Consider the following 24,650-nt stretch of genomic DNA (forward strand, 5'->3'; position numbering starts at 1 on the left):
GACGTGCAGGACATCCGGGCGGGCATATTCAGGACGGGGTGACGGGCGACGATGCGCATGACGGGACTGAAATCCATCGCGATGGCGGCGGGACTGGCGATTGCCGGCCTGTCGGGCGTTGCCAGCCACGCCGCCCAGCCGGTGGCGCAGGCGCAGGCTGCCACCCAGCCGGCGGCACCCGCGGTTTCGACCGCCCCGGCCCCCGGGCAGAGCGCGGCGGTATCGTCCACCGCCTCGTCCGCCCCGCTCGCGCAGGACGGCGCACCGACGCTGGCGCCGGTCGCCGGCATCGGCCAGCCGACCGACGGCGTCTTCGGGTTGCAGACGCAGGTGACGCGCAACGGCGAATTCGCGCACTGGATGCATGATTCGATCCTGCTGCCGACGATCACGGTCATTTCGCTGTTCGTGCTGGCGCTGCTGTTCTGGGTCGCCTTCCGCTATCGCCGCGCCGCCAACCCGGTGCCGTCCAAGACCAGCCACAACACCTTCATCGAAATCCTGTGGACGCTGCTGCCGGTCGTCATCCTGGTGCTGATCGCGGTGCCGTCGATCGGGTTGTTGCAGGCGCAGTTCAAGCCCGCGCCGGCCGGTGCCGTCACGCTGAAGGCGATCGGCAACCAGTGGTACTGGACCTATCAATATCCCGACCATGGCGGGTTCGAGATCACCGCCAACCTGTTGAAGGAAAAGGCCGATGTTGCGGCTGGCGAACGGTTCCGCACCGACGCCGACGGTCCGCGCCTGCTGGCCACCGACAACCGCATCGTCCTGCCGGTCGGCGTGCCGATCCGCCTCATCACCACCGCCAACGACGTGATCCACAGCTGGGCCGTGCCCGCCTTCTGGATCAAGCTGGACGCGATCCCCGGCCGCCTGAACGAAACGAGCTTCACGATCGACAAGCCCGGCCTGTATTTCGGCCAGTGCTCCGAGCTGTGCGGCGCGCGTCACGCCTATATGCCGATCGCGGTCGAGGCGGTTTCGCCGGCGCAGTTCGCCGCATGGGTCCGCGCCAAGGGCGGCACGATGCCGACCCCGGGCAAGGCCTCCGACAAGGTGATCCCGCAGCCGGGAGCCGATGGCTCCGCCGCCAAGGTGGAGGACGCCGCGGCGACCGCCAACACGACCGGCCCGGTCGAAAACGTGACGACGGCCGCTCCGGCGTCGGCGCAGGGTGCCACCTCCAATCCGGCCGGTGCCGGCAACGCTGGACAGTGATATGACCGACACCGCGCTCCCCCCCTCCGCATTCCCCCCTTCGGCTTTCGTGGCGCATGACGATCATGGCCACGCCCACGACACGGATCACAAGCCGGCGTTCTTCGCCCGCTGGTTCATGTCGACCAACCACAAGGACATCGGCACGCTGTACCTGATCTTCGCGATCGTCGCGGGGATCATCGGGGGCGGCATTTCCGGGCTGATGCGCGCCGAACTCGCGCATCCGGGCATCCAGTATCTCGGCGAATGGGCCTCGCTGCTCCACGGCGGGCCGCAGAGTCTCGACCAGTCGCTGCATCTGTGGAACGTGCTCATCACCGCGCACGGCCTCATCATGGTGTTCTTCATGGTGATGCCGGCGATGGTCGGCGGTTTCGGCAACTGGTTCGTGCCGATCATGATCGGCGCGCCCGACATGGCGTTCCCGCGCATGAACAACGTGTCGTTCTGGCTGCTGATCCCCGCCTTCACGCTGTTGGTCGCCTCGCCCTTCTTCGGTGGCGCGGGCAATGGCTGGACGCTCTACGCACCGCTCTCCACCTATGGCGAGCCGGGGCCGTCGACCGACATGGCGATCCTGGCGCTGCATCTGGCCGGCGCGTCGTCGATCCTGGGCGCGATCAACTTCATCACGACCATCTTCAACATGCGCGCGCCGGGCATGACGCTGCACAAGATGCCGCTGTTCGTGTGGTCGATGCTCGTCACCGCATTCCTGCTGCTGCTGGCGCTGCCGGTGCTGGCTGCCGCGATCACGATGGTGCTGACCGATCGTAATTTCGGCACGACCTTCTTCGATCCGGCCGGCGGCGGCGATCCGGTGCTGTACCAGCATCTGTTCTGGTTCTTCGGGCACCCGGAAGTGTACATCATGATCCTGCCGGGCTTCGGCATCGTCAGCCAGATCATCTCGACGTTCAGCCGCAAGCCCGTCTTTGGCTATCTCGGCATGGCCTATGCCATGGTCGCGATCGGCGTGGTCGGGTTCGTCGTGTGGGCGCACCACATGTTCACCACCGGCCTCAGCGTGAACACCAAGATGTACTTCACCGCGGCGACGATGGTCATCGCGGTGCCGACCGGCATCAAGATCTTTTCGTGGATCGCGACGATGTGGGGCGGGTCGATGACCTTCAAGACGCCGATGGTGTGGTCGATCGGCTTCATCTTCATGTTCACGGTCGGCGGCGTGACCGGCGTCGTGCTCGCCAATGGCGGCATCGACGACTATATGCAGGACACCTATTATGTGGTGGCGCATTTCCACTACGTCCTGTCGCTGGGTGCGGTCTTCTCGCTGTTCGCCGGTTTCTATTACTGGTTCCCGAAGATGTCGGGCAAGATGTACAACGAGTTCCTCGGCCAGCTGCACTTCTGGGTATTCTTCATCGGCGTGAACGTCATGTTCTTCCCGATGCACTTCCTGGGGCTGCAGGGCATGCCGCGGCGCTACCCGGATTACCCGGACGCCTACGAACACTGGAACACCGTCGCCAGCGTCGGCTACATGATCATGGGGCTTGGCATGGCGATCTTCTTCGTCAACCTGATCTGGTCGCTGATGGCCGGCAAGAAGGCGGGCGACAATCCCTGGGGCGATGGTGCCACGACGCTGGAGTGGACGATCTCCTCGCCGCCGCCGTACCACCAGTTCGAGACGCTGCCGCGGATCGACTGAGCCGGATGAAGGGGCAGGAGGCAGACGCTTCCTGCCCCTTTTTCGACCGGCCGGCGCGGCCCGGCCGCGACCGACGACACCGGATTTACTCCCGTGTCGTCCCCGCCCGGACCGACCACCACCCCATACCAAGCGCCCCGTCTCAAAAGCGGGGTTTTTTTGTAGGATGGGCCACGGAGGATTTCCGCATCCCCGCCGATCTGTCATGTCACGTCCGCGCGCCGGCGGGGCGCTTCGGGGCAATGCATCGTGCGACGACAGAATCGGTTTCGACTTGCACTGGGCGCGGCCGTGCTGACCCTGGCGGCCTGCGGTGGCGGGGACGGCGTGTCGATCAGCGGGGTGACGATCATCCCGGGCGCGACTCCGACGCCCACCCCCACGCCAAGCGCGACCGCGACGCCGATCAGCTATGCGCCGGCCTATCATTTCGGCCGCGACCAGAGCGTCACCGGCCTCGGCGTCCGGGTCGTCGACACGATCACGGGCAGCGGGGCCGGCGAGGTCCATTCGCCGGTCGTGGTCCTGCAACCGATCGAAAGCGCGATCGGGTTCGACTATACCGCCGCGACCACCACCTACCGTGCGCGCTATGATTCGGACACGCTGACCGTCGCGACGACGACGCTGCAATCCTCACGCGGCGCGGTGACGTCGATATTCGACAGCTACAGCGACGCACGGACGATCTTCACCCGCAGCAATGTCAACGGGACCAGCGGCCTCGACGGTGGGCTGGATTATGTCGGCCGGATGCAGTGGGATACGAAGCCCGCCGACGCCACGACCAACGGCCGCCAGTCGGTACAGCGCCGGGTGGTGTTCGGCACGCGTACCGCCAGCGGCAATGTGCCGTCGACCGGCGTGGCCGCCTTCACCGGTGACGCCGCGGTCATCGCCGCCACCCCGTCCGGCCTGGCGCTGGACAGCCGGGTCAGCGCCGTTGCGCTGGCGGCAAGCTGGCCGCTCGGTACGCTGGCCGGGCCGGTCACGCTGACGCTGCGCGCGGCCGGGTCGACCGACGACCAGGTCACGACGATCCGCGTGACCGCGACCTTCGACCGGACCAGCGGCACGATTCGCGGCAACGCGGTACAGGTCGACGCGAACGGCGGCGCGCCGATCACCAACGGCTATACCGGCGACGTCATCGGCCAGTTGTACGGGCCGGCGGCGGTCAATGGCGGGCTGGCGATCCGGCTGGTCAACGCCACCGGCACCGTGCTGGGCGCGACCGTGACGATCCGGCGGTGACCGCAATTTCGTTGCCACCGGTTGCCGATCACAACCCTTTCGCAGCGGCCAGCCAGCGCGTATAGTCCAATGCGACGATGACCATGACCGCCCCCCTGCTGCCGCCCCCCCTTCTGCCACCAGCAGACTGGCGTGATTTCCTGGCGCTGACGAAGCCACGGGTGATGACCCTTGTCGTGTTCACCGGCCTGTGCGGGATGCTGGCGGCCCCTGTCGCCATACACCCGGTGCTGGGCTTCACCGCGATCCTGTGCATCGCGCTGGGCGCGGGCGCGGCCGGGGCGCTCAATCAGTGGTATGAGGCGGACATCGACGCGATCATGCGCCGCACCGCCAAGCGGCCGCTGCCGGATGGACGGATGGACCGGCAGGCGGCGCTGCATTTCGGGGTCGGGCTGGCCGCGTTTTCGGTGCTGCTGATGGGGTTTGCGGTCAATATTCCGGCCGCGGCGATCCTGACGCTGTCGATCCTGTTCTATGTGCTGGTCTACACCGTCTGGCTGAAGCGGCGGACGCCGCAGAACATCGTCATCGGCGGGGCCGCCGGCGCATTTCCCCCGCTGATCGGCTGGGCGGCGGCGACCGGCGACATCGCGTTGCTGCCAGTGTTGCTGTTCAGCCTGGTGTTCCTGTGGACGCCACCGCATTTCTGGTCGCTCGCGCTGTTCATGAAGTCCGATTACGCCGCCGCCGGGGTGCCGATGCTTCCCGTCGTCGCGGGCGAGCGGATGACGCGGACCCAGATCGGCCTGTACACGATCCCGATGGCGGCGGTGGCGATAGCGCCGTGGCCGGTGGGGCTGACCGGCGCGATCTACGGCATCATCGCCACGCTTGGCACCGCACTGTTCGGCTGGATGGCGCTGGTCGTCACCCTGCGCACGCGGGCCGGCGATGCCGACGCGATGAAGCCGGAAAAGCGGTTGTTCAAATACTCCATCCTGTACCTGTTCCTTCTTTTCGGCGCGCTGGTCGTCGACCGGTGGCTGTCATGACCGATCCCGAAAGCGACCTCCGGCTCATCCGTCGCCGCCAGAAAAGCCGGGCGCTGGTGCTGGCCCTGCTGCTCGGCGGGCTGGTGATCCTGATCTTCGCGATCTCGATCGCCAAGATCCGTCTGGCGATGCACTGATGGCCGCGCGCCGGGCGATGGAACGCACCACACGCACCGCATTGCTGGCGGTTCTCGGCATCTGCTTCATGACCGGCCTCGCCTGGGCCAGCGTGCCGCTGTACCGCCTGTTCTGCCAGGTGACCGGCCTGAACGGCACGACCCAGCGCGGGTTGCAGGCTCCCGGCGCGGCCGGCGGTCAGGTGCGGGTCGATTTCGACGCGAACGTGAACCCGAAGCTGCCCTGGACCTTCCGCCCGGAAAACCCTTCGGAGACGGTCGATATCGGCGCGCGCGACATGGTGTTCTTCACCGCCACCAACCGGTCGGACAAGCCCGTCACCGGCACCGCCACGTTCAACGTGACCCCGGCGCAGGCGGGCAAGTATTTCACCAAGATCCAGTGTTTCTGCTTCACCCAGCAGACGCTGAAGGCGGGCGAAACCGCGCGGATGCCGGTCATCTTCTTCGTCGATCCCAAGATCGCGCAGGATCCGGACGCGCGCGATATCCAGACCATCACGCTCAGCTATACGTTTTACCCGGTGGATTCCGCCGCGACCCCGAGCTAAGCTGCACCAAAATACGGGTCGAAAAATACAGGGGAGCGACCATGGCCGGTGCCAAGAACCACGATTACCATATCCTGCCACCCAGCATCTGGCCTCTGATGGGGTCGATGTCGTCGCTGGCGATGGCGGCGGGCGGCATCATGTGGATGCACGAGGCGGCCGGTGGTGGCTGGATCTTCCTGGCCGGTCTCGCCGGCGTGCTGTTCACGATGTACAGCTGGTGGGCCGATGTCGTGCGCGAGGCGCATTCGGGCGACCATACGCCCGTCGTCCAGCTCCATTTCCGCTATGGCATGATCCTGTTCATCGCGTCGGAGGTGATGTTCTTCGTCGGCTGGTTCTGGGCGTTCTTCGACTTTTCCCTGTTCCCCACCGCGATGCAGATCGTCGATGGACAGGTCGAGCGCGCGGCCGAAGGGGCCGCAGCGATCGCCGCGTCCTGGCCACCCAAGGGCCTGACCGTCATCAACGCGTTCGAGCTGCCGCTGCTCAACACGCTGATCCTGCTGACCTCGGGCACCACCGTCACCTGGGCGCACCATGCGCTGATCCACAACGAGCGTGGCGGCGAGAAAACGGGCCTGTGGGGTCTGCTGGGCGTGGGAAATCGCGACGGCGTGCTCAAGGGCCTGTGGCTGACGGTCATCCTCGGCGTGCTGTTCAGCAGCATCCAGGCATATGAATACGCCCACGCGCCATTCCCGTTCAAGGGGATCAACTATACCTCCGCCTTCTTCATGGCGACCGGGTTCCACGGCTTCCACGTCCTGATCGGCACGATCTTCCTGATCGTCTGCCTGGTGCGCGCCTATCGCGGCGACTTCACCCCGCGCCAGCATTTCGGGTTCGAGGCGGCGGCCTGGTACTGGCATTTCGTCGACGTCGTGTGGCTGTTCCTGTTCGTCACCGTCTATGTCTGGGGCGGCTGGGGCGCGCCGGTCCACGGCGGTTGACCGACGATCCGGGGGCGGCGACCCCGCCCGTCCCCGCATCGTCGCCCACGATTGTCCAGTGCGGGCTTGGCGGGCTGTGCCCGCGTTGTGGCGCCAGGACGCTGTTCGCGGGCATGTTGCGCTTTGCCGACACCTGCCCCGCCTGCGGCCTGAACTTTTCCGGGTTCAACGTCGGCGACGGGCCGGCCGCTTTCCTGACGCTGATCCTGGGCGCGGTCGTGGTGGCACTGGCGATCATGCTGGAACTGACGATGCACCCGCCGCTGTGGCTGCACATGCTCATCTGGATTCCGTTTACCGCCATCGGCGTGATCGGCTGTCTGCGGCTGGCGAAGGGCGCACTGATGGCCGCCGAGTACCGCAATGCCGCGCGCGAGGGGCGGATCGACCAGAGGCCCGAATGACCCGGACATCGCCATGAAGCGCGTCCCCGTCCTCCCCACCCTCGTCGTCGCCATCGCGGTCGCGATCATGATCGGTCTTGGCTGGTGGCAGATCTTCGACCGGCTGCCGCGCAAGGAAGCGTATCTGGCGCAGCTAGCCGCCAACCCGGCCAAGCCGCCGATCGCCTTTCCGGCGACCCCCGACGACCGGCTGCTGTTCCGCCGCGCGACCGGGGAATGCCGGCCGCCGGTCACGACCCGCCGGGCCGGTGCCGGGTCCGCCGGCTATCGGATCATCGCCGATTGCAGCGGGTCGGACATGACCGTCCAGCTTGGCACGACCCGCGATCCGACCGCGCAGATCGCGTGGGCCGGCGGCATGGTTACCGGCTATCTCAGCCATGCGCCGACCGGCCAGTCGGTGATCGGCGCGGCGTTTGCCGCATCGGGCGCGGCACCGATGATCCTGGTCGCCGATACGCCCCCCGCCGGGCTGTCAGCGAACGCGCGGCCGGACCTGTCGGCGGTTCCGAACAATCATCTGGCGTATGGTGTCCAGTGGTTCGCGTTCGCCGCAATCGCCACGATCATCTATGCGCTGGCGGTGCTGTGGCGCAGGCCGGTCAGGCCGGTCAGGCCGCAAGCGTAGACCGCTCCCCTCATCCCCCGGCAAGCCGCCGGTTCTCCTGCTCCAGATCGCGCGCCCAGGAGGCCAGCCCGAACCGGCGGATATCGACCTGTCGCCAGAACAGCCCGGGATCCCGTTCCCACAGCGGCAGGTGCGCGAGCGCGTTGGCGCATTGCGACCCCATGTCCATCACCTCGGCCAGTTCGGTCAGGTAGAAGGGCGTGGGTCGGTCGGGATCGCCCATCTGCGCGGCATGCGGGGCCGCCGCCGCCGCCAGCGCGACCGCGACGCCGCGCCGGAACCGGTCCGCCGCCGCCGCCACATCGCCCAGCGCCAGATGCAGCCGCGCGGCATGGAAGCAGGCCGCCACCACCTTGGTTGCCAGAATCGGCGAAAACGCGGCGTAGTCGCCCGCCGCCGCGCGTGCATACCAGTCCAAAGCCGCCGCCGGATCGCCCGCCAGTTCGCGCAACCGCCCGGCCAGGAACGCCAGCGAGATCTGCCAGCGCACGACGTGCGGCGCGGTGGCGGCTTGCGCGCAATAGGCGTCGATCAGCGGCATCAGCCCGGCCAGCGCGCCGGTCATGCGCAATTCGATCACGCGGTAACCCAGCACCGCCAGCGCCGCGCCGCGATCCGCCGACGCGGGGTCGGAATCGCTGACCACCACCTCGGCCAGTCGCGCCAGCAGCACGTCGTCGGTCAGCCGCTCGCCCATCTGTACCATCGTCCGGTACAACCACGGATTGTCATAGGCCGCGCCGAAATCGACCACCGGCGGCGCGTCGCCGGCGGGCAGCGGAAACGCCGGATGGGCGAACGGCACCGCCCCGTCGTCCTCACGGCCCGCCGCCGCCAGCGGATTGCACGACGCCAGCGCGATCAGCCAGCCCGACGCGTGGTCGCCCTCGGTCGACACGCCATAGATCACCCGCGGCGCGGTCGGCGTCGGGTTGCCGGGGGCGGCCAGCACGAACCGCGCCTCGACCAGAAACCGGGTCGCCAGCGCGTCGACCAGCGCCGCCCAATCGCGCGGGGCCGCCGGTCCATCCTGCGACCAGCCGGTCATGATCCGGCCATCGGGCCGCAGCAGCGCGGCGAACACCGCCAGTTGCGCTGCCCAGTCCAGCCCGGTGACATCGCCGTCCAGCGCCAGCACGAAATCGAAGCTGTGCGGGGCCAGCGCGTCCAGCCCACCCCGCGCCAGCACCTCCACCGAATGACAGCGCGACTGCGTCATCAGCACATCCGCGTCGGCCGCCTGTCCGTCGCCGCAGACCAGCACCCGGTCGCCATGCCGGATCCGCTCCGCCGCCAGCGCCAGCAACGCCAGATGCGCGTCCGCCGCCCCGTCGCCACGCCTGAGCGGATCGTCCACGCCGCGCAGCCCGGCCCCGCCATGGGTACGGTCGTAGAAGGTCAGCGGCGCAAGCGCGGGCTGGTCGCGCGGCGCATACTCCCCGGTCGTCATGCCGCCGGGGTGCCGCCGCCAGCCGCGCGCGAACAGCGCCGCCTCCACTGGCGCGCGCGCCTGTCCGGTCGCCAGCAGGACCAGCGTCCCGGCCCCGGCCTTTTCGATCGGGGCCAGCCGTGCGCCCAGCGTCACCGGCGTCACCTTGTCCGGCAGCGCGATGACCGCGACCGCGCGGCCCAGGGCCGGGCGCGCGCCCGCCCCCGCCCCCGTCACGCACCCCATCAGCGCCAGTTCACGCGCGAGGTCGCCGTGCTGGTCGGCGTCGATCAGGATCCGGCATGGCCCCACGCGCTGAACGATCGCGGCGGCGCGCTGAATGGTCACGGGGGTCTGTCCTGTCGTTACGGAAAATACGGGTCGTTCGGTCCACCCTTGTACGATTCGGGCGCAAAGATTCAATTGCACGCCATAAAGCTGCCGCCATCCATGGTTGTGCCGACCGGGCGACCGGGCTACCCCGCGTGCCCATGCGCTATGTCAGTACCCGTGGGACCGCGCCGGTCCTGGATTTCGCCGCCGTCACGCTCGCCGGCCTTGCCGGTGATGGCGGCCTGTACCTGCCCGAATCCTGGCCAAAGCTGGACCTCGACACGATCCGCGGGCTGGCCGGCAAATCCTATGTCGAGACCGCGGTCACGGTGATGACGCCGTTCGTCGGCGACGCGCTGACCACCGACGAACTGCGCGAGCTATGCACCACCGCCTATGGCCGGTTTTCGCACGCCGCCGTCACGCCGCTGGTGCAGCTGGATCATGACCAGTGGCTGCTGGAACTGTTCCACGGGCCGACGCTGGCGTTCAAGGACGTGGCGTTGCAGGCGCTGGGCCTGTTCTTCGAAAAATTCCTGAAAGGGCGCAGCGACCGGCTGACCGTGGTCGGCGCGACCAGCGGCGATACCGGGTCGGCCGCGATCGACGCGCTGGCGGGGCGCGACGGGGTCGACATCTTCATGCTCCACCCGGCGGGCCGCGTGTCCGACGTGCAGCGGCGTCAGATGACGACGGTCCTTGCCCCCAACGTCTACAACATCGCCATCGACGGCAGTTTCGACGACGCGCAGGCGCTGGTGAAGGCGATGTTCAACGACCCCGCCTTTTCCGACCGGTTCGCGCTGTCGGCGGTCAATTCGATCAACTGGGCGCGGCTGATGGCGCAGGTGGTCTATTATTTCTACGCCGCCGTGCGGCTCGGCGGACCCGACCGGCCGGTCGCCTTCTCGGTCCCGACCGGCAATTTCGGCGACGTGTTCGCCGGCTATGTCGCGGCGAGGATGGGCCTGCCGATCGCCAAGCTGATCGTCGCGACCAACGTCAACGACATCCTCCACCGCGCGCTGACGCTCGGCGACTATTCCAAGGGGCAGGTGCAGCAGACGCCGACTCCGTCGATGGACATTCAGGTCAGCTCCAATTTCGAACGGCTCCTGTTCGATCTCGGCGGGCGCGACGGGCACGCGCTGGCGGCGCAGATGGCGGGGTTCGAATCGACCGGCGCGATGCGGCTGACCAACGCGCAGAGCCAGGGTGCGGCCGGGCTGTTCGTCAGCGACCGGGTCGACCTGGACGACATGGCGCTGGCGATGCGCTGGGCGCACGAGCGCGCCGGGCAGATCATCGACCCGCATACCGCCATCGCGCTGGCGGCCGCGCGCCGGGCTGGCGGGAATACGCCGATGGTGACGCTGGCCACCGCCCACCCGGCCAAGTTTCGCGACGCGGTGGAGCGCGCGACGGGGCAAGGATCGCCCCTGCCCGCGCGGGTCGGCGACCTGTTCGAGCGCGAGGAACGCTATGTCAGCCTGCCCGGCACGTTCGACGCGGTAACCGCCTATATCGCCGAGCACGCCACGCCGGCGGCGGTTCGCGCATGAAACTCGATACGCTGATCGGCGAACCGTGGGCGGATTACGGGCTGGTCGATTCGGGCAACGGTCGCAAGCTGGAACGCTATGGCCGGTTCCGCTTCATCCGCCCCGAACCGCAGGCGCTCTGGGCGCCGCACAGCACCGACTGGCGCGCGACCGGCGAGTTCATTCCCGGCGCGGACGAGGATGGCGGCGGCAAGTGGATCTATAACGAGGCGACCCCGCGCGACGGCTGGCCGCTGAAGTGGCGCGACGTCACCTTTTCCGCGCAGACCACGCCGTTCCGCCATCTGGGCTTTTTCCCGGACATGGCCCCTGTGTGGGACTGGATCCACCAGCAGATTGACGGCGTCGACACGCCCGATTGCATGAACCTGTTCGGCTATACCGGCGTCGGCACGCTGGCGATGGCAAGCAAGGGCGCGAAGATGGTCCATGTCGACGCGTCGAAGAAATCGGTCGAGGCCGCACGCGCCAACGCCGCGCTGTCGGGCATGGGACAGGCCCCAGTCCGCTGGATCGTCGACGACGCCGCCAAGTTCGTCGCGCGCGAGGTCCGGCGCGAACGCCGCTATGACGGTATCCTGCTCGATCCGCCGAAATACGGGCGCGGGCCGGAGGGCGAGGTCTGGCGGCTGGAGGAGGATCTGCCCGGCCTGATCGCCAATTGCCGCCGGTTGCTCGACGCCGATTCGCGGTTCCTGTTCCTGACCGTCTATGCGGTCCGCATGTCGGCGCTGGCGATCGGCGAGATGCTGAAACAGGCGTTCGCCGACCTGCCCGGCACGGTCGAGGCGGGCGAACTGGGCGTCCGCGAGGAGGCCCGCGGCCTTGTCCTGCCGACCGCAATCTGGGCGCGCTGGAGCCGATAGCCGTTCACCAGCGGTTCAGTGCCGGCGGGCGATCCCTGCGCTGAAACTCTGCGCCAAAAATCCTGCGATGGGGATCGTCGATGTACCGGAGACTGACCGCTGCGCTGCTCGCCCTGGTTTCCGGCATCGCCACCGCGCAGTTCGTGCCGTCCTCCCCCCCAAATGAGGGGCGTCCACCCGCCCCCTATCGCCCGGGCAGCGTGCCCCGCGCGCCGGACGTCGGACGCGATCTTGCCGATATCCGCGCGCGGATCGACGACGGGCGCGACGCGGGCACGCTTTCCCGACGCGACGCCCGGTCGTACCGGCGTGACGTGCACCAGGTCGAAAGGCTGGCCGACCGCTATGGCCGGGATGGCCTGTCCACGTCGGAACGCGCCGAACTCGACACCCGCGCGACCGTGTTGCGCGATCAGGTGAACGTGCAGCGCCTGCGTGGCAGCGGACGGATGCGGTGATTTAGCCGGATCATCCCGCGTCCGGTCAGCGCCCGCATCGCCTGCAAGACATTCGGAACAGGCGCTATTACGACATTCGGTTTCAATAGGAAACCAAATATCCCCCCCCCCGTGCCGGTGTAACCTTTGGCACTTTCCGCGCTAGTCCATCCCCGCCCGCATCGCCGCCGCCGCCACGAACGGGGTGCCGGCGACCAGCAGCAGGGTGACCGCGCCGAGCAGCTTGAGCGCCCCTGCCCCCCCCTCGATCGACCCGGCCCCGAAGATCAGCAGCGGCACCGCCAGCGGCAACATCAGCAACCCCGCGATCGCGCCCGCACCGCGCAACCCCGCGACCAGCGCCGCCGTCGCCACCGCCAGCGCGGCCAGCCCCGGCGTACCGATCAGCAACCCCAACTCGACCGCCGCCAGCGTCCGGCTCGACAGTCCGAGCAGGCCGCCCGCGACCACCGCCGCCGCCATCAGCGGCGGCGCGAACGCGATCCAGTGCGCGACCATCTTTCCCGCCGCGACCAGCGTCAGCGACACGCCGCGTACCGCCAGCTGGTCGATCACCCCCGCCTCTAGGTCCGGCGCGACCAGCCGCTCGACCGGCAGCAGCGCGGCGAGCAGCGCGGCGGCCCAGATCACCCCGCCACCGACCCGCGCCAGCACGCCCGCATCCGGCCCGATCGCAAAGGGAAACAGCGTGGCGACCAGCAGGAAGAAGGCGACCGGCCACACCACCCCGCCACCGGCATAGGCGCGGCGAGCGTCGCGGATCACCAGCGCCGCAACGATGCTCATGCCAGCGCCACCCGTACCGCGCCGGGCAATGCGACCGACGTATGCGTCGCGACCAGCGCGATACCACCGCCGGCCCGGTGATCGGAGACCAGCGCCTCCAGCATCGCAACGGCATCGCTGTCCAGCCCGTTGGCCGGCTCGTCCAGCAACCACACGCCCGCGCCACTGCCGAGCACCCGCGCCAGCCCCGCGCGCCGCCGCTGGCCGGTCGACAGCAGCCGCACCGGTACCGCCGCCAGATCGGCCAACCCAAGCGGTTCCAGCACCGCCGCGCCCCCGTCCAGCCCCGCCCAGAAACCCAGCGCATCGCCCAGCCGCCGTTCCGGGTCCAGCGCGTGCGCCTCCCCCAGCAGGGCGATACCGCCGCACCGCGTGACCCTGCCCTGGGTCGGTGCGAGCAGTCCGGCGGCGATCCGCACCAGGCTCGACTTGCCGACGCCGTTCGGGCCGGTCACCAGCGCCGCGTCGCCGGGTTGCAGCGCGAACGACAGCTCCTCGAACAGCATCCGCCCGCCGCGCAGGCACGCGACCCGGTCGAACGCCAGTCCTGCGGTCACGCGACCGCGTCCTCCAGCGCATGCATGTCGTCGTCGCTCAGGCCGAAATGATGGCCGATCTCGTGCACCGTCACATGCGCGACCAGATCGTCGAGCCGCACGCCGGTTTCGATCCATTCCTCCAGGATCGCCCGGCGATACAGATGGATCCGGTCCGGCATCGTCGCTGTATCCATCGACGATTTCTCGCCGACCGGTCGCCCGTGATACAGGCCGGTCAGGTCGAGCGGATGCTCCAGTCCGACCGCGGCCAGCGTCTCGTCGTCGGCAAACTCCTCGACCAGCAGCAGCACGTCGCCCAGGTGCGCGGCAAACGCCGCCGGCAATCTGGCGATCGTCGCGCGCGCGACCCCCTCGATCCAGTCGGCATCGGGTGCCGTACCGAAGGTCGCCTCCCGCCCGGGGCCGATTGTCTCTTGCCGCTCCATCGCGACCGCCATACCCCTCCCGGTCCTGAACCGGCAAGAAACTACGACGATGGGAGCAAGGCCATGATCGAGGCGCTGAACGAGACCGAACGGGCCGAGGCGCTCGATGGCCTGCCCGACTGGGATTATGACGACGGCCGCGACGCGATCACCCGCTCGATCGTGTTCGAGGATTTCGCCGAGGCGTTCGGTTTCATGACGCAGGTCGCGCTGATCGCCGAAAAGGCGGATCATCACCCTGAATGGAAGAACGTCTGGAACCGGGTCGAAATCCTGCTGACCACCCACGATGCCGGCGGCCTGTCACCGCGCGACATCGAACTGGCCGAACGCATAGACGCCATTCTGGGGGACTGATGCGGGCCATGCTCACGGCGACACGGGCGATCCCGATGCTGGTGGCGGGTGCGCTGGCCGCATCGCCGGTGGTGGCGCGCGACTGGGTGCCGACCGCCTCGGCCGGCGCGCGGATCGACGGCGTGTGGCGGTCGCGCGGCTATGGCCATATCCTGACGATCGCGCGCGGCGTACCGCGCGTGTACCATGTCGCCGGCACCCAGTGTTACCGCGACCCGTCGCCCGACGCGGGCAAGGATGAAAGCTACAGGCTGGTCTCGGTCACGAACCGCGACCGCATCGCCTTCACCGTCGCGCCGGGCACGACGGACTATGCGTTCGACCGGATCGGCGCGCTGCCCGCCGCCTGCGCCACGCCGCGCGACTGGAGCCGGCAGGCGATCGCCGACGTCGTCGCCGCGACCTTCGCCGACCTGTATCCCGGCTTCGGTCCCCGCGGGCGGACCGTGCCGGAATTGACGGCGGCCCTGACCGATGCCGGCAAATCCCCGACCGATGCGGCGCTGTACGCGCGCCTCACTACCGCGCTGGGCCGGCTGGACGACGCGCATGTCGGGCTGGAGGCGTCGATCGACGGCGAGGACCGCAGTTTCGAGGGCGGCGAGGCCCCGACGATCCTGGCCGCCCGCGCCGATCCCCGGCTGGGCGACGATCCCGCCATGCGCGAGAAGCGCTGGTCGACCGCCTATCGGCAGGGCATTCTCGACCTGCTCGGCGACAGCGCGCAGACCGTTGCCAACCGGCGCATCCTGTGGGGCCGGATCGGGCGGATCGGCTATATCAACATCGTCGCGATGGGCGCCTTCGACCCGGACGCAGGCCCGGACGATACGACGGCGCTCGATACCGCCCTCGACGGCGCGATCGCCGCGTTCCGGGACCTGCCCGGCGTGATCGTCGACGTGACCAACAACCGGGGCGGCTATGACAGCATCAGCCTGCACATTGCCGGCCGGTTCGCAGATCGCACGCGGCCGGCCTTTATCAAACGACCGGCAGGGGTAGCCGGGGCCGACCAGCGGTTCGCCGTCACCCCCTCGCCCCGCCCGCGCTACACCGGGCCGGTCGCGCTGCTGACCAGCGACATTACCGTCAGTGCCGGCGAGACCTTCACGCTGGCGATGCGCGCCCTGCCCACTGTGCGGCACATGGGTGCGACCACGCGCGGCGCCCTGTCCGATCAACTGGCCAAGCCACTGCCCAACGGCTGGACGCTGACGCTGCCGGCCGAACGCTACCGCGACCCCGCCGGCCAATCGCAGGAGGGTATCGGCATCACCCCCGCCGAACCGATCCCCGCCTTTGCGCCCGACCACACAGCGATGATCGTGGAGGCCGCCCGCCGCCTGAACCAGTGACGTTCTACCGCCGCCGCGCCTTCATCTGCCGGCGCAGCTTGCCCGGCAGCCAGCGCGCGGCGAAGGTCAGCCGTTTGGCGGTCGGCCCGACCGGTGTGTGCAGCCGGTCGCCGTGTACCGCGTCCCACGCCGCTTCCGCCACCCGCTCGACGGGCGTGAACTCGAAGCCGCCGGCGACCACCCCGTCGCGCGCGGTGCGGTTCGATCCCGAGACGTTGACCCGCAGCAACGGCGTGTCGATGAAGCCCGGCATCAGCGACGCGACCTTGATCCCGTCCGCCGTCCATTCACCGTCCAGCGCCTCGGTCAGTCCGCGTACCGCAAACTTGGTCGCCGAGTACACCGACAGGCCCGGTGACCCCCAGATTGCCGACGCCGACGCGACGTTGAGCAGGACCGACCCGGGCGTCGCCTTCAGGAACGCGTGGCCAGCACGCGCGCCGTTGACGACGCCGGTAAAGTTGATCGCGATCACCCGGTCGATATCGGACTCGCTCATGCTGGCCAGCGCGCCGCCGGTCGCGATCCCGGCATTGTTGACCAGCACGTCGAGCCGCCCGGCCTTCTGCACGAAATCACCAAGCACCCGCGCCCATGCCGGCCGGTCGCACACGTCGAGAACCCAGGTCATCGCTCCGCCGGGCAGCAGCGCCGCCGTTTCGGCCATTCCGCGCGCGTCGACATCGCCCAGCCCGACCTGCCAGTCGCGCCCCGCGAACAGGATCGCGATCGCGCGGCCGATGCCCGATCCGCCACCGGTAATGAAGATCGCACGGCGTTCGCCCACAGGCACCTCTCCCATCGTCATTTTTCCTCGTTTGACGTTTGCGTCAACGTCCCGCATCACCGGCCACAATGCCAGCACAATCGCCCGCCCTGACGTTCGAGCATGTCTCGAAACGCTTCGCCGACGGGACGGTCGCGGTCGACGCCGTTGACCGGACCATCGCCGCCGGCAGCTTCGTCGCGCTCGTCGGCGGGTCGGGATCGGGCAAGTCGACCCTGCTGAAGATGGTCAACCGGCTGATCGAGCCAAGCGATGGCCGGGTGCTGATCGACGGCGCGGACATCACCGCCGGCCCCGCGCCGCTGCTGCGCCGGCGGATAGGCTATGTATTCCAGAACACCGGCCTGTTCCCGCACATGACGGTCGCGCAGAACATTGCCATCGGCCTGCGTATCGCCGGACGTGCGGCAGGCGCGCGTGTCGGCGACCTGCTCGACCTTGTCGATCTGCCGCGCTCGCTGGCCGACCGGATGCCCGACGCGCTGTCGGGTGGCCAGCGCCAGCGGGTCGGCGTCGCGCGCGCATTGGCGACCGAACCGAAACTGCTGCTGATGGACGAGGCGTTCGGCGCGCTCGATCCGGTCACGCGCGATGCGCTTGGCACCGCGATCCGCGCTTTGCACGACCGGCTTGGCCTGACCAGCATCCTGGTCACGCATGACATGGCGGAGGCGTTGCTGCTGGCCGACCGGGTGCTGGTGATGGCCGCCGGGCGGATCGTCGCCGACGCGACCCCGGCCGAATTGCTCGCCGGCAAGGGCGGGCGCGAGGCGCAGGCGCTGGTCGCGGTGCCGCGCGATCAGGCCGAGCGGTTGCGGAGGCTCGCGTCGTGAGCGCGTTCTGGGAGGCAATGGGCCGGGTGCCGCCGCTGCTCGCGCAGCATGTCCTGCTCAGCTTTACCGCCCTTGCGATCGGCATCGTCATCAGCCTGCCGCTTGGCGTGTGGTCCGCGCGCAACCGCACCGTCGGGCGGATCGCCTTGGGCTTCGCCAGCCTCGTCCAGACGATCCCGAGCCTTGCGCTGCTCGCGCTGTTCTATCCGGTACTGCTCAGCCTGTCGGCGCTGGTCGGCGGCGGCATTCCCGCGCTTGGCTTCCTGCCCTCGCTGATCGCCCTGACGCTCTATGCGCTGCTGCCGATCCTGCGCAACGGCGTCGCCGGGCTGGACGGCATCGACCCGGCGGTGATCGAGGCGGCGGACGGTGTCGGCATGACGCCCGCGCAGAAACTGCGGCTGGTCGAGGCCCCGCTAGTCGCGCCGGTCCTGATTGCCGGCATCCGCACCGCGGCGGTCTGGACGATCGGCGCGGCGACTTTGTCGACCACGGTCGGCCAGCCGAGCCTTGGCGACCTGATCTTTGCCGGCTTGCAGACGCAGAACTGGGCGCTGGTGCTGGCCGGCTGCGCGTCGGCGGCGGCGCTGGCGATTCTGGTCGACCTGCTGATCGGCGGGATCGAGACGGGGCTGAAACGTCGCCGCCGCTGGCTGGTCATCGCGGCGGCGGCGGTGCTGGCGATCGGCATGGCGGCGGCGACCGCGCCGCTCTGGCCGCGCGGCGGCGATGAGCGAACCGTCGTGGTGGGCGCGAAGAACTTTGCCGAGCAATATATCCTCGCAAGGCTGATCGGCGACCGGCTGGAACGCGCCGGTTACCGCGTCGAGTATCGCGACGGGCTGGGGTCGGCGGTGATCTTCGGCGCGGTCGCCGGCGGCGACGTCGACGTCTATGTCGATTATGCCGGCACGATCTGGACCAACGCAATGAAGCGCGGCGAGGCGCCCGCGCGGCTGGCGATGGTCGCGGCGATCGGTGACTGGGCGCGCGAGAAGCACGGGGTCGGGCTGGTCGGTGCGCTGGGGTTCGAGAACGCCTATGCCTTTGCGATGCGCGGGCGGGATGCCGCACAGGCAGGCGTGAAGACGCTCGACGATCTGGTCCGGGTCGCGCCGCGCCTGACATTGGGCAGCGACCTGGAATTTCTGGAGCGACCGGAATGGGCCGCGGTCAAGCGCGCCTATCCGCTGCGGTTCAAGGCGACGACGCCGTACAGCCCGACCTTCATGTATCAGGCGCTGGCCAGCGGACGCGTCGACGTCATCTCCGCCTTTTCGTCGGACGGGCGGATCGCGGCGGAGAAACTGACGGTGCTGGCCGATCCGCGCCGCGCGATCCCCGGATATGACGCGATCCTGCTGGTCGCGCCGGATCGCGCGAAGGATGCGCGGTTCCTCGCTGCATTGAAACCGCTGGTCGGCCGCGTGCCGGTCGATGCGATGCGCGCGGCCAATTATCAGGTCGATCGCGAGGCCGACAAGGCGACCCCGCAAGCGGCGGCGGCGTGGCTGGCCAAGCGAATCGGGTTGTAGGCCTGACCGTCTCGCCGCTCTGCTCCGTCATTGCGAGCGCAAACGAGGCAATCCAGGGGCCAAACAGGACGCGCTGGATTGCTTCGCTACGCTCGCAATGACGGCGGATTAAAAGAACAGTTTCCGAACCGAAATCCGTACCGTCCGGCCCAGCGCATCGAGATAGGCCGGCTGATAGCTGATCGGTACGGCACCCGTCCCGTCCGTCACCCGCTGGCGCGTGTTGAACAGATTGTCGACCGAGGCGGTGACCCGCATCCCGCGCAACCACGGCGCCTTGCGGACCAGGTCGATCCGTCCGCCGAAATCGGCGAACAGCCGCAGGTTGGCGGTGGCGAGGCTGCCGAAGTTCAGCGTCTCCGGGGCCGCCGCCGTTCCACCATTCACGGTCGTCCCGCTCTGGTAATTCGCCGACAGCCGCGCGCCGAGGCCGTTGTTGAAATAGCCCGCCTGCGCCTCCAGCTCGTGCCGCGCCTGACCACCATTCGCCCCGATCGCATCACCGTTCAGCAGGTCGAGCTTCTGCCCGCCCGACAACACCGTCACCGAATCGGTGAAGTGATAGGTATGGTACAGCGCGAATTGCAGCCGCCCACCGGCAGGGCCGCCGCGCCCGCCGCCGCCGCCAAAGCCGCCCCGTCCGCCGCCACCGGGACCACCCGGCCCGCCGGCCCCGGCTCCCGCCCCGTCGCCACGCCGGCCGGCACCACCGCCCGGCCGATCGCCGCCACCGGGGGGACGCAGTCCGGCGAACGGGTTCGGCCCGGTGCCGGCGCGAAACGCCTCCAGATCGCGCTGGATCTTCGACTTTAGCGGCATCGAGAAGTTGATGCCGGTGCGCAGCTCGGACCGGTCGGTCCGGTCGTAATTGATCGGGCGCAGGTCGATCCGTTGCAGGTTGCCCGCCGCATCGCGGGTGAACCGGTCGGGGAACGCCGCCTCGATCGCCGCCGTCGCGGTCGGGAAACCGGCGATCGGGTCGCGCACGGTCGCCGTGACGTAATTGGCGGTGATCGTCAGATCCTTGTCCTTCAACGGCTTGAAGGTCGCGCCCAGTTTCGTCACGCGCTGGTTGTTGGCGATCAGGTTCGGGTTGCCGCCGCTGATCGTCGAGACGGTGGCGGTCGTTCCCTGCACATAGTCGAACACGCGGACGTTCAGGTTGGTGACGACCGGGTTGCCCAGCTGCTGCGCGCTCGGCGCATCCTCCGAATGGGTGGTCGAGGCGATCAGCCGGAACCCGCTCAGCGGCTCCCAGTTCGCGCCATAGCCGACCGTCGTCAGCGTGCCGAAGTCCGAATAGTCCTCCACCGCGACGTTGCCGTTGACCGACAGGTCACCCAGGAACGGCAGCACGCCCGACGACCGGTCCGCCACCGGCAGGTCGAGATTGACCTGGCCGTTGACGATGTCGCGCGCGACGTTCCCGCGCTGGGTCAGGCCGGCGCGGTCGGAGCGGCTGTCGAAGCTGCTGGTCGATGCGCCGACGCGGATGCTGGTCGACACATTGCCCGCTGGCAGCGCGAACAGCGTCCCGTTGACCAGCGCGTCCACCGCACCGATCGACGAGGTGGAATTGGCGCGGTTCGCCGGCAATCCGACGAGGCTGCCGGGGGCCGGTACCGCGAACGGATTGGCGGTCGGATCGCCCGCGTTCAGCCGCGACTGAAGATCGGTCAGGTCGATGCCGGTATCGGTGACGGTCTTGCTCTCGACCCGGTCGTAATTGCCGTTCAGCGACCATTGCCACTTGCCCAGCGTCCCGTTGAAGCTGGTGCCGAGATGCCCGGTCAGCCCCGACGTCCGCTGTTGCAGCGGCAGCAGCTGGTCGAACGCGCGGTCGACGACCACGGTACTGGCGAACGGGTTGAACGGATTGCCCGCCGCCAGCGTCAGTGCACCCGTCGCCAGACCCTGCAACCCCCGGCTGCTCGTCGCCTCGCCGCGTGCGTTGAAGGTCGCGCCGATATTCCCGAAAATGTTGCGGGCATAGACGAGGTTGGTCGACAGCGACTGGGTTTCGTTCAGCAGCGTGCGGAACCGGCTGACGTCGCTGCTGTTAGCCTGCCCCGCCGTGCCGACGAAATTGGCAAAGGTCGGTGCGGTCACGCCGGCGGGCACCCCGGCGATCGTCACGGCGGAACCGGCGGCCGCGCTGAGCGCCGGGTCGATCGCGCCGCCGTTCACGCCGACGACGTTGCCGCCGATCGCGAACGGGCTGGCCTGGCCGACCACCCCGCGCTCGTTCTCGGTCAGCGCGGAGGATTGCTGGTAATCGACGTGCAGGTTGAACCGGCCGGTGCCGCGGATCGACAGCAGGTCGAGCTGCCCCTGCGGCGTGTTGCGCCCGCCCTCGGTCGCGAACCGGTCAACCAGTTCGACCGTGGTCGCGCGGAAACGGCGGCGCAGGACGAAGTTCACCACGCGCTGGTCGGCGCGGTAGCCATATTTCAGCGCGACTTCCTCGGGCAGGATGTCGACGCGCTGGATCGCCTCGGTCGGCAGGTCGCGGATTTCGGCGAAGCTGGAAATGCGCCGCCCGTTCAGCAGCACGACCGGCGCGCCGCCGCTGCCACGCCCGCTGCCGGTCTGCGGCGCGAGTTCGGTCAGCAGGTCGGCGACCGAGCTGACGCCGTAGGAGCGGATATCGGCCGGGGTCAGTTGCAGTTCGGGCGGAATGTCGCCGACCACCGCGCCCGGCTGTCGCCGCGATCCGGTGACGACGATCTCGGGGCCTTCGTCTTCCTCCAGCTCCGACGGCGTCGCCTGGGGGGACGTGGTGGTAGGCGCTGGGGCGGCTGGCGTCGCCGTCTGCGCAAAGGCCGGTGCGGCACCAAGGGTCAGCACCAGACCGAGAGCGGTTTTACGCATGGGGACAGTCATCCAGATCTGAAAGAAGGGGCACATCGGTCGGCGGGCGAATCGGCACGGGGCACAGGCGATATGCCTGTAACCCTTCCCTATTGCCGATTTGTCGCAAAACTTTGTCTGAACGAAGATGGGTTCGCACCAATCGCCCACGCCGACGGCGGTTTCGGCGAAAACAAGGCTTATCGCGGTGCGGCCGACCGTCTAGGTTGGCGGGCATACGATCATTCTCCCGGAGAAACCCGACCATGAAGACCCGCGCCGCCGTCGCGTTCGAGGCGAAGAAGCCGCTCGAAATCGTCGAACTCGACCTCGAAGGCCCGAAGGCGGGCGAGGTGCTGATCGAGATCATGGCGACCGGCATCTGCCACACTGACGCCTATACGCTCGACGGTCTCGACAGCGAGGGGCTGTTTCCCAGCGTGCTGGGCCATGAAGGCGCAGGCATCGTCCGCGAGATCGGCGCCGGTGTCACCTCGGTCGCGGTCGGCGACCATGTGATCCCGCTCTACACCCCCGAATGTCGCCAGTGTAAGTCGTGCCTGTCCGGCAAGACCAACCTGTGCACCGCGATCCGCGCGACGCAAGGGAAAGGCCTGCTGCCCGACGGCACGACCCGATTCAGCTACAAGGGGCAGCCGATCTTCCATTACATGGGCTGCTCGACCTTCTCGAACTTCACGGTCGTGCCCGAAATCGCGGTCGCCAAGATCCGCGAGGACGCGCCGTTCCAGACGAGCTGCTATGTCGGTTGCGGCGTGACGACCGGCGTCGGCGCGGTGGTCAACACCGCCAAGGTGCAGGTCGGCGACACCGTCATCGTCTTCGGCCTCGGCGGCATCGGCCTGAACGTGTTGCAGGGCGCGCGGATGGCGGGCGCGAGCATGATCGTCGGCGTCGACATCAACCCCGACCGCGAGGAGTGGGGCCGCCGGTTCGGCATGACCCATTTCGTCAACCCCAAGGACGTGAGCGGCGATATCGTCGCGCACCTGGTCGCGCTGACCGATGGCGGCGCGGACTATACGTTCGACTGCACCGGCAACACGACCGTCATGCGCCAGGCGCTGGAGGCGTGCCATCGCGGCTGGGGCACCAGCATCGTCATCGGCGTGGCCGAGGCGGGCAAGGAGATCAGCACGCGGCCGTTCCAGCTGGTGACCGGGCGCAACTGGCGCGGCACCGCGTTCGGCGGGGCCAAGGGCCGCACCGACGTGCCCAAGATCGTCGACTGGTACATGAACGGCAAGATCGAGATCGACCCGATGATTACCCACGTCCTGAAGCTGGACGAGATCAACAAAGGCTTCGACCTGATGCATGCGGGCGAGAGCATCCGCAGCGTCGTCGTATACTGATCGGAGATAGTAGCATGTTCAGTCACATGATGGTCGGCAGCAACGACCTGGATCGCTCGAAGACGTTCTACGACGCGCTGTTCACCGCGCTGGGCGGTCGGCCGGGGCGGGTCGATCCAAGGGGGCGGCTGCTGTACCTGCACGCCGGCAGCGTCTTTCTGGTCACCACCCCGATCGACGGCCAGCCGGCCACCCCGGCCAATGGCGCGACGATCGGCTTCGCGGTCGACGGCCCCGAGCAGGGTGATGCGTGGCATGCCGCCGGCGTCGCCGCCGGCGGCACCGCGATCGAGGATGCGCCGGGCGTCCGCTCCACGCCGATGGGCGACCTGTACCTCGCCTATCTGCGCGATCCCGACGGCAACAAGCTGTGCGCCATGCACCGCGCGGCCGCGTGACCGGCATGAAGACGGTATCGACCAATGTCGCGCATGGCGGGACGCAGGGCGTATACACCCATGCCTCCGACGCGACCGGCACGGACATGACCTTCTCGGTCTATGTCCCCCCGCATGAGGCCGGCGCCACGCTGCCGGTCGTCTGGTATCTGTCGGGCCTGACCTGCACCCATGCCAACGTCACCGACAAGGGCGAGTTTCGCGCGACCTGCGCCGAACTGGGGCTGATTCTCGTCGCGCCCGACACCTCGCCGCGCGGCGACGGCGTGGCCGACGATGATGCGTACGACTTCGGCAAGGGCGCAGGCTTCTACGTCGACGCGACGCAAAGCCCGTTCGCCGGGCATTACCGGATGTGGTCCTACATCACGCAGGAACTGCCCGCGCTGATCGCCGGGCACTTCCCCGCCGACATGGATCGCCAGTCGATCATGGGCCATTCGATGGGCGGCCACGGCGCGCTGACCATCGGCCTGACCTTCCCCGACCGGTACAAGGCGGTGTCCGCCTTCGCGCCGATCGTCGCGCCCGGTCAGGTGCCGTGGGGGCACAAGGCGCTCGGCGGCTATCTCGGCGACGACCGGGCGGCATGGCGCGCCCATGACGCGGTCGCGCTGATCGAGGATGGCGCGCGCGTCCCGGCCCTGCTGGTCGATCAGGGCGATGCCGACCAGTTCCTTGCCGAACAGTTGAAACCGGAACTACTGGAGAAGGCCTGCGCCGATGCCGGCATCGACCTGACACTGCGGATGCAGCCGGGGTACGACCACAGTTACTACTTCATCTCGACCTTCATGGCGGACCATTTGCGCTGGCACGCCGCGCGGGTTTAGGGGCGCGCGGTATGCCGGGCAGGAAGGACAAACGTCCTATCGTACCTCCCCGGCGGAGGTCGGGGTCCAGTCGGGCAGGC

The 24,650-nt window shown here is 68.6% G+C and carries 25 protein-coding genes; 19 read left to right on the forward strand and 6 right to left on the reverse strand.

The genetic code is table 11. The features are described 5' to 3' along the window. Positions 1 to 51 precede the first annotated feature (51 nt). From coxB to ASE75_RS09480, 9 genes are all read left to right on the forward strand, one after another. Positions 52 to 1,221 (forward strand): cytochrome c oxidase subunit II, encoded by a 1,170-nt coding sequence (gene coxB / locus ASE75_RS09445; protein WP_055932501.1) that lies wholly within the window; start codon positions 52 to 54, stop codon positions 1,219 to 1,221. A gap of 1 nt (position 1,222) precedes the next feature. After that, positions 1,223 to 2,902, forward strand: a complete 1,680-nt coding sequence (gene ctaD, locus ASE75_RS09450) for a cytochrome c oxidase subunit I (protein ID WP_055932503.1) — start codon at positions 1,223 to 1,225, stop codon at positions 2,900 to 2,902. A 291-nt stretch (positions 2,903 to 3,193) separates the two neighbouring features. Next, positions 3,194 to 4,156, forward strand: a complete 963-nt coding sequence (locus ASE75_RS09455) for a hypothetical protein (protein ID WP_055932506.1) — start codon at positions 3,194 to 3,196, stop codon at positions 4,154 to 4,156. A gap of 83 nt (positions 4,157 to 4,239) precedes the next feature. Beyond that, complete coding sequence (locus tag ASE75_RS09460) at positions 4,240 to 5,151, forward strand: heme o synthase (RefSeq protein WP_055933294.1); 912 nt, start codon at positions 4,240 to 4,242, stop codon at positions 5,149 to 5,151. Continuing rightward, a complete protein-coding gene (locus tag ASE75_RS15745; RefSeq protein WP_200922342.1) occupies positions 5,148 to 5,288 on the forward strand; it encodes a hypothetical protein in 141 nt (46 codons plus the stop codon). The genes ASE75_RS09460 and ASE75_RS15745 overlap by 4 nt, the downstream gene beginning before the upstream one ends. Beyond that, entirely contained in the window at positions 5,288 to 5,839 is a 552-nt protein-coding gene (locus ASE75_RS09465; RefSeq protein WP_055932509.1) for a cytochrome c oxidase assembly protein, read from the forward strand. Before ASE75_RS15745 ends, ASE75_RS09465 begins: the two co-directional genes overlap by 1 nt. A 41-nt stretch (positions 5,840 to 5,880) precedes the next feature. Beyond that, positions 5,881 to 6,792: a cytochrome c oxidase subunit 3 gene (locus tag ASE75_RS09470; protein WP_055932512.1), complete on the forward strand. Its 912-nt coding sequence runs from the start codon at positions 5,881 to 5,883 to the stop codon at positions 6,790 to 6,792. Positions 6,793 to 6,842: 50 nt separating this feature from the next. After that, positions 6,843 to 7,196, forward strand: coding sequence for a DUF983 domain-containing protein (locus tag ASE75_RS09475; protein WP_055933296.1), 354 nt, complete (start codon positions 6,843 to 6,845; stop codon positions 7,194 to 7,196). Positions 7,197 to 7,209: 13 nt separating this feature from the next. Further along, on the forward strand, positions 7,210 to 7,824 hold the full coding sequence (locus tag ASE75_RS09480; protein WP_055932515.1) for an SURF1 family cytochrome oxidase biogenesis protein: 615 nt from the start codon (positions 7,210 to 7,212) through the stop codon (positions 7,822 to 7,824). A gap of 10 nt (positions 7,825 to 7,834) precedes the next feature. Here ASE75_RS09480 and ASE75_RS09485 read toward each other — a convergent pair whose 3' ends face one another. Further along, positions 7,835 to 9,601 carry a hypothetical protein gene (locus ASE75_RS09485; RefSeq protein ID WP_055932518.1) on the reverse strand — a complete coding sequence of 589 codons (1,767 nt, stop codon included), beginning with the start codon at positions 9,599 to 9,601 and terminating at the stop codon, positions 7,835 to 7,837. Between the two features lie 143 nt (positions 9,602 to 9,744). On the opposite strand from ASE75_RS09485, the gene thrC reads away from it, so the two are divergent. The 3 genes from thrC to ASE75_RS09500 all read left to right on the forward strand — a co-directional run bounded on the left by thrC (position 9,745) and on the right by ASE75_RS09500 (position 12,472). Beyond that, positions 9,745 to 11,148, forward strand: coding sequence for a threonine synthase (gene thrC, locus ASE75_RS09490; protein WP_055932521.1), 1,404 nt, complete (start codon positions 9,745 to 9,747; stop codon positions 11,146 to 11,148). Then, a complete protein-coding gene (locus tag ASE75_RS09495; protein ID WP_055932524.1) occupies positions 11,145 to 12,014 on the forward strand; it encodes a class I SAM-dependent methyltransferase in 870 nt (289 codons plus the stop codon). The genes thrC and ASE75_RS09495 overlap by 4 nt, the downstream gene beginning before the upstream one ends. 80 nt (positions 12,015 to 12,094) lie before the next feature. Next, complete coding sequence (locus ASE75_RS09500; RefSeq protein WP_156340364.1) at positions 12,095 to 12,472, forward strand: hypothetical protein; 378 nt, start codon at positions 12,095 to 12,097, stop codon at positions 12,470 to 12,472. 141 nt (positions 12,473 to 12,613) lie between these two features. On the opposite strand, the gene ASE75_RS09505 is transcribed toward ASE75_RS09500, so the two are convergent. Genes ASE75_RS09505 through ASE75_RS09515 form a run of 3 tightly spaced genes read right to left on the reverse strand, consistent with a single transcriptional unit; the run spans position 12,614 to position 14,255 of the window. Further along, positions 12,614 to 13,258: a heme exporter protein CcmB gene (locus tag ASE75_RS09505; RefSeq protein WP_055932531.1), complete on the reverse strand. Its 645-nt coding sequence runs from the start codon at positions 13,256 to 13,258 to the stop codon at positions 12,614 to 12,616. Then, a complete protein-coding gene (ccmA, locus tag ASE75_RS09510) occupies positions 13,255 to 13,815 on the reverse strand; it encodes a heme ABC exporter ATP-binding protein CcmA (RefSeq protein ID WP_055932534.1) in 561 nt (186 codons plus the stop codon). Before ccmA ends, ASE75_RS09505 begins: the two co-directional genes overlap by 4 nt. Further along, positions 13,812 to 14,255 (reverse strand): metallopeptidase family protein, encoded by a 444-nt coding sequence (locus ASE75_RS09515; protein WP_055932537.1) that lies wholly within the window; start codon positions 14,253 to 14,255, stop codon positions 13,812 to 13,814. The genes ccmA and ASE75_RS09515 overlap by 4 nt, the downstream gene beginning before the upstream one ends. Positions 14,256 to 14,306: 51 nt before the next feature. Here ASE75_RS09515 and ASE75_RS09520 point away from each other — a divergent pair, with 51 nt between their 5' ends. Then, the gene (locus tag ASE75_RS09520; protein ID WP_055932540.1) at positions 14,307 to 14,600 is read left to right on the forward strand and encodes a 4a-hydroxytetrahydrobiopterin dehydratase; all 294 of its coding nucleotides are present in this window, start codon (positions 14,307 to 14,309) and stop codon (positions 14,598 to 14,600) included. Continuing rightward, on the forward strand, positions 14,600 to 15,958 hold the full coding sequence (locus ASE75_RS09525; RefSeq protein WP_055932542.1) for a S41 family peptidase: 1,359 nt from the start codon (positions 14,600 to 14,602) through the stop codon (positions 15,956 to 15,958). Before ASE75_RS09520 ends, ASE75_RS09525 begins: the two co-directional genes overlap by 1 nt. 4 nt (positions 15,959 to 15,962) lie before the next feature. On the opposite strand, the gene ASE75_RS09530 is transcribed toward ASE75_RS09525, so the two are convergent. Next, positions 15,963 to 16,766: an SDR family oxidoreductase gene (locus ASE75_RS09530; RefSeq protein WP_235512616.1), complete on the reverse strand. Its 804-nt coding sequence runs from the start codon at positions 16,764 to 16,766 to the stop codon at positions 15,963 to 15,965. A gap of 47 nt (positions 16,767 to 16,813) precedes the next feature. Here ASE75_RS09530 and ASE75_RS09535 point away from each other — a divergent pair, with 47 nt between their 5' ends. Both ASE75_RS09535 and ASE75_RS09540 read left to right on the forward strand, forming a co-directional pair. Continuing rightward, a complete protein-coding gene (locus tag ASE75_RS09535) occupies positions 16,814 to 17,578 on the forward strand; it encodes an ATP-binding cassette domain-containing protein (protein ID WP_055932545.1) in 765 nt (254 codons plus the stop codon). 17 nt (positions 17,579 to 17,595) lie between these two features. Beyond that, positions 17,596 to 19,113 (forward strand): ABC transporter permease/substrate-binding protein, encoded by a 1,518-nt coding sequence (locus ASE75_RS09540; protein WP_443025336.1) that lies wholly within the window; start codon positions 17,596 to 17,598, stop codon positions 19,111 to 19,113. A gap of 108 nt (positions 19,114 to 19,221) precedes the next feature. Here the strand turns inward: ASE75_RS09540 and ASE75_RS09545 are convergent, their stop codons facing one another. Further along, on the reverse strand, positions 19,222 to 21,984 hold the full coding sequence (locus tag ASE75_RS09545) for a hypothetical protein (RefSeq protein WP_055933302.1): 2,763 nt from the start codon (positions 21,982 to 21,984) through the stop codon (positions 19,222 to 19,224). A gap of 245 nt (positions 21,985 to 22,229) precedes the next feature. Between ASE75_RS09545 and ASE75_RS09550 the strand changes: the two genes are divergently transcribed. From ASE75_RS09550 to fghA, 3 genes are read left to right on the forward strand one after another with little or no spacing between them, the layout of a single operon-like run. Continuing rightward, a complete protein-coding gene (locus tag ASE75_RS09550) occupies positions 22,230 to 23,339 on the forward strand; it encodes an S-(hydroxymethyl)glutathione dehydrogenase/class III alcohol dehydrogenase (protein WP_055932550.1) in 1,110 nt (369 codons plus the stop codon). A 14-nt stretch (positions 23,340 to 23,353) separates the two neighbouring features. Continuing rightward, a complete protein-coding gene (locus ASE75_RS09555) occupies positions 23,354 to 23,737 on the forward strand; it encodes a VOC family protein (protein ID WP_055932552.1) in 384 nt (127 codons plus the stop codon). A gap of 5 nt (positions 23,738 to 23,742) precedes the next feature. Beyond that, positions 23,743 to 24,570 (forward strand): S-formylglutathione hydrolase, encoded by an 828-nt coding sequence (gene fghA, locus ASE75_RS09560; protein ID WP_055933305.1) that lies wholly within the window; start codon positions 23,743 to 23,745, stop codon positions 24,568 to 24,570. The last annotated feature ends 80 nt before the right edge of the window (positions 24,571 to 24,650 follow it).

It is taken from the genome of Sphingomonas sp. Leaf17 (genome assembly GCF_001421505.1).
Lineage (GTDB): Bacteria > Pseudomonadota > Alphaproteobacteria > Sphingomonadales > Sphingomonadaceae > Sphingomonas.

Bases quoted from the DNA above. Each gene is read 5' to 3' on its own strand.
- ASE75_RS09520 (WP_055932540.1), top strand. From the start codon at position 14,307: ATGATCGAGGCGCTGAACGAGACCGAACGGGCCGAGGCGCTCGATGGC.
- ASE75_RS09550 (WP_055932550.1), top strand. From the start codon at position 22,230: ATGAAGACCCGCGCCGCCGTCGCGTTCGAGGCGAAGAAGCCGCTCGAA.
- ASE75_RS09480 (WP_055932515.1), top strand. From the start codon at position 7,210: ATGAAGCGCGTCCCCGTCCTCCCCACCCTCGTCGTCGCCATCGCGGTC.
- ASE75_RS15745 (WP_200922342.1), top strand. From the start codon at position 5,148: ATGACCGATCCCGAAAGCGACCTCCGGCTCATCCGTCGCCGCCAGAAA.
- ctaD (WP_055932503.1), top strand. From the start codon at position 1,223: ATGACCGACACCGCGCTCCCCCCCTCCGCATTCCCCCCTTCGGCTTTC.
- ASE75_RS09555 (WP_055932552.1), top strand. From the start codon at position 23,354: ATGTTCAGTCACATGATGGTCGGCAGCAACGACCTGGATCGCTCGAAG.
- ASE75_RS09525 (WP_055932542.1), top strand. From the start codon at position 14,600: ATGCGGGCCATGCTCACGGCGACACGGGCGATCCCGATGCTGGTGGCG.
- ASE75_RS09515 (WP_055932537.1), bottom strand. From the start codon at position 14,255: ATGGCGGTCGCGATGGAGCGGCAAGAGACAATCGGCCCCGGGCGGGAG.
- ASE75_RS09545 (WP_055933302.1), bottom strand. From the start codon at position 21,984: ATGCGTAAAACCGCTCTCGGTCTGGTGCTGACCCTTGGTGCCGCACCG.
- coxB (WP_055932501.1), top strand. From the start codon at position 52: ATGCGCATGACGGGACTGAAATCCATCGCGATGGCGGCGGGACTGGCG.
- ASE75_RS09540 (WP_443025336.1), top strand. From the start codon at position 17,596: ATGGGCCGGGTGCCGCCGCTGCTCGCGCAGCATGTCCTGCTCAGCTTT.
- ASE75_RS09530 (WP_235512616.1), bottom strand. From the start codon at position 16,766: ATGACGATGGGAGAGGTGCCTGTGGGCGAACGCCGTGCGATCTTCATT.
- ASE75_RS09500 (WP_156340364.1), top strand. From the start codon at position 12,095: ATGTACCGGAGACTGACCGCTGCGCTGCTCGCCCTGGTTTCCGGCATC.
- ASE75_RS09465 (WP_055932509.1), top strand. From the start codon at position 5,288: ATGGCCGCGCGCCGGGCGATGGAACGCACCACACGCACCGCATTGCTG.
- ASE75_RS09495 (WP_055932524.1), top strand. From the start codon at position 11,145: ATGAAACTCGATACGCTGATCGGCGAACCGTGGGCGGATTACGGGCTG.
- ASE75_RS09535 (WP_055932545.1), top strand. From the start codon at position 16,814: ATGCCAGCACAATCGCCCGCCCTGACGTTCGAGCATGTCTCGAAACGC.
- fghA (WP_055933305.1), top strand. From the start codon at position 23,743: ATGAAGACGGTATCGACCAATGTCGCGCATGGCGGGACGCAGGGCGTA.
- thrC (WP_055932521.1), top strand. From the start codon at position 9,745: ATGCGCTATGTCAGTACCCGTGGGACCGCGCCGGTCCTGGATTTCGCC.
- ASE75_RS09505 (WP_055932531.1), bottom strand. From the start codon at position 13,258: ATGAGCATCGTTGCGGCGCTGGTGATCCGCGACGCTCGCCGCGCCTAT.
- ASE75_RS09470 (WP_055932512.1), top strand. From the start codon at position 5,881: ATGGCCGGTGCCAAGAACCACGATTACCATATCCTGCCACCCAGCATC.
- ASE75_RS09460 (WP_055933294.1), top strand. From the start codon at position 4,240: ATGACCGCCCCCCTGCTGCCGCCCCCCCTTCTGCCACCAGCAGACTGG.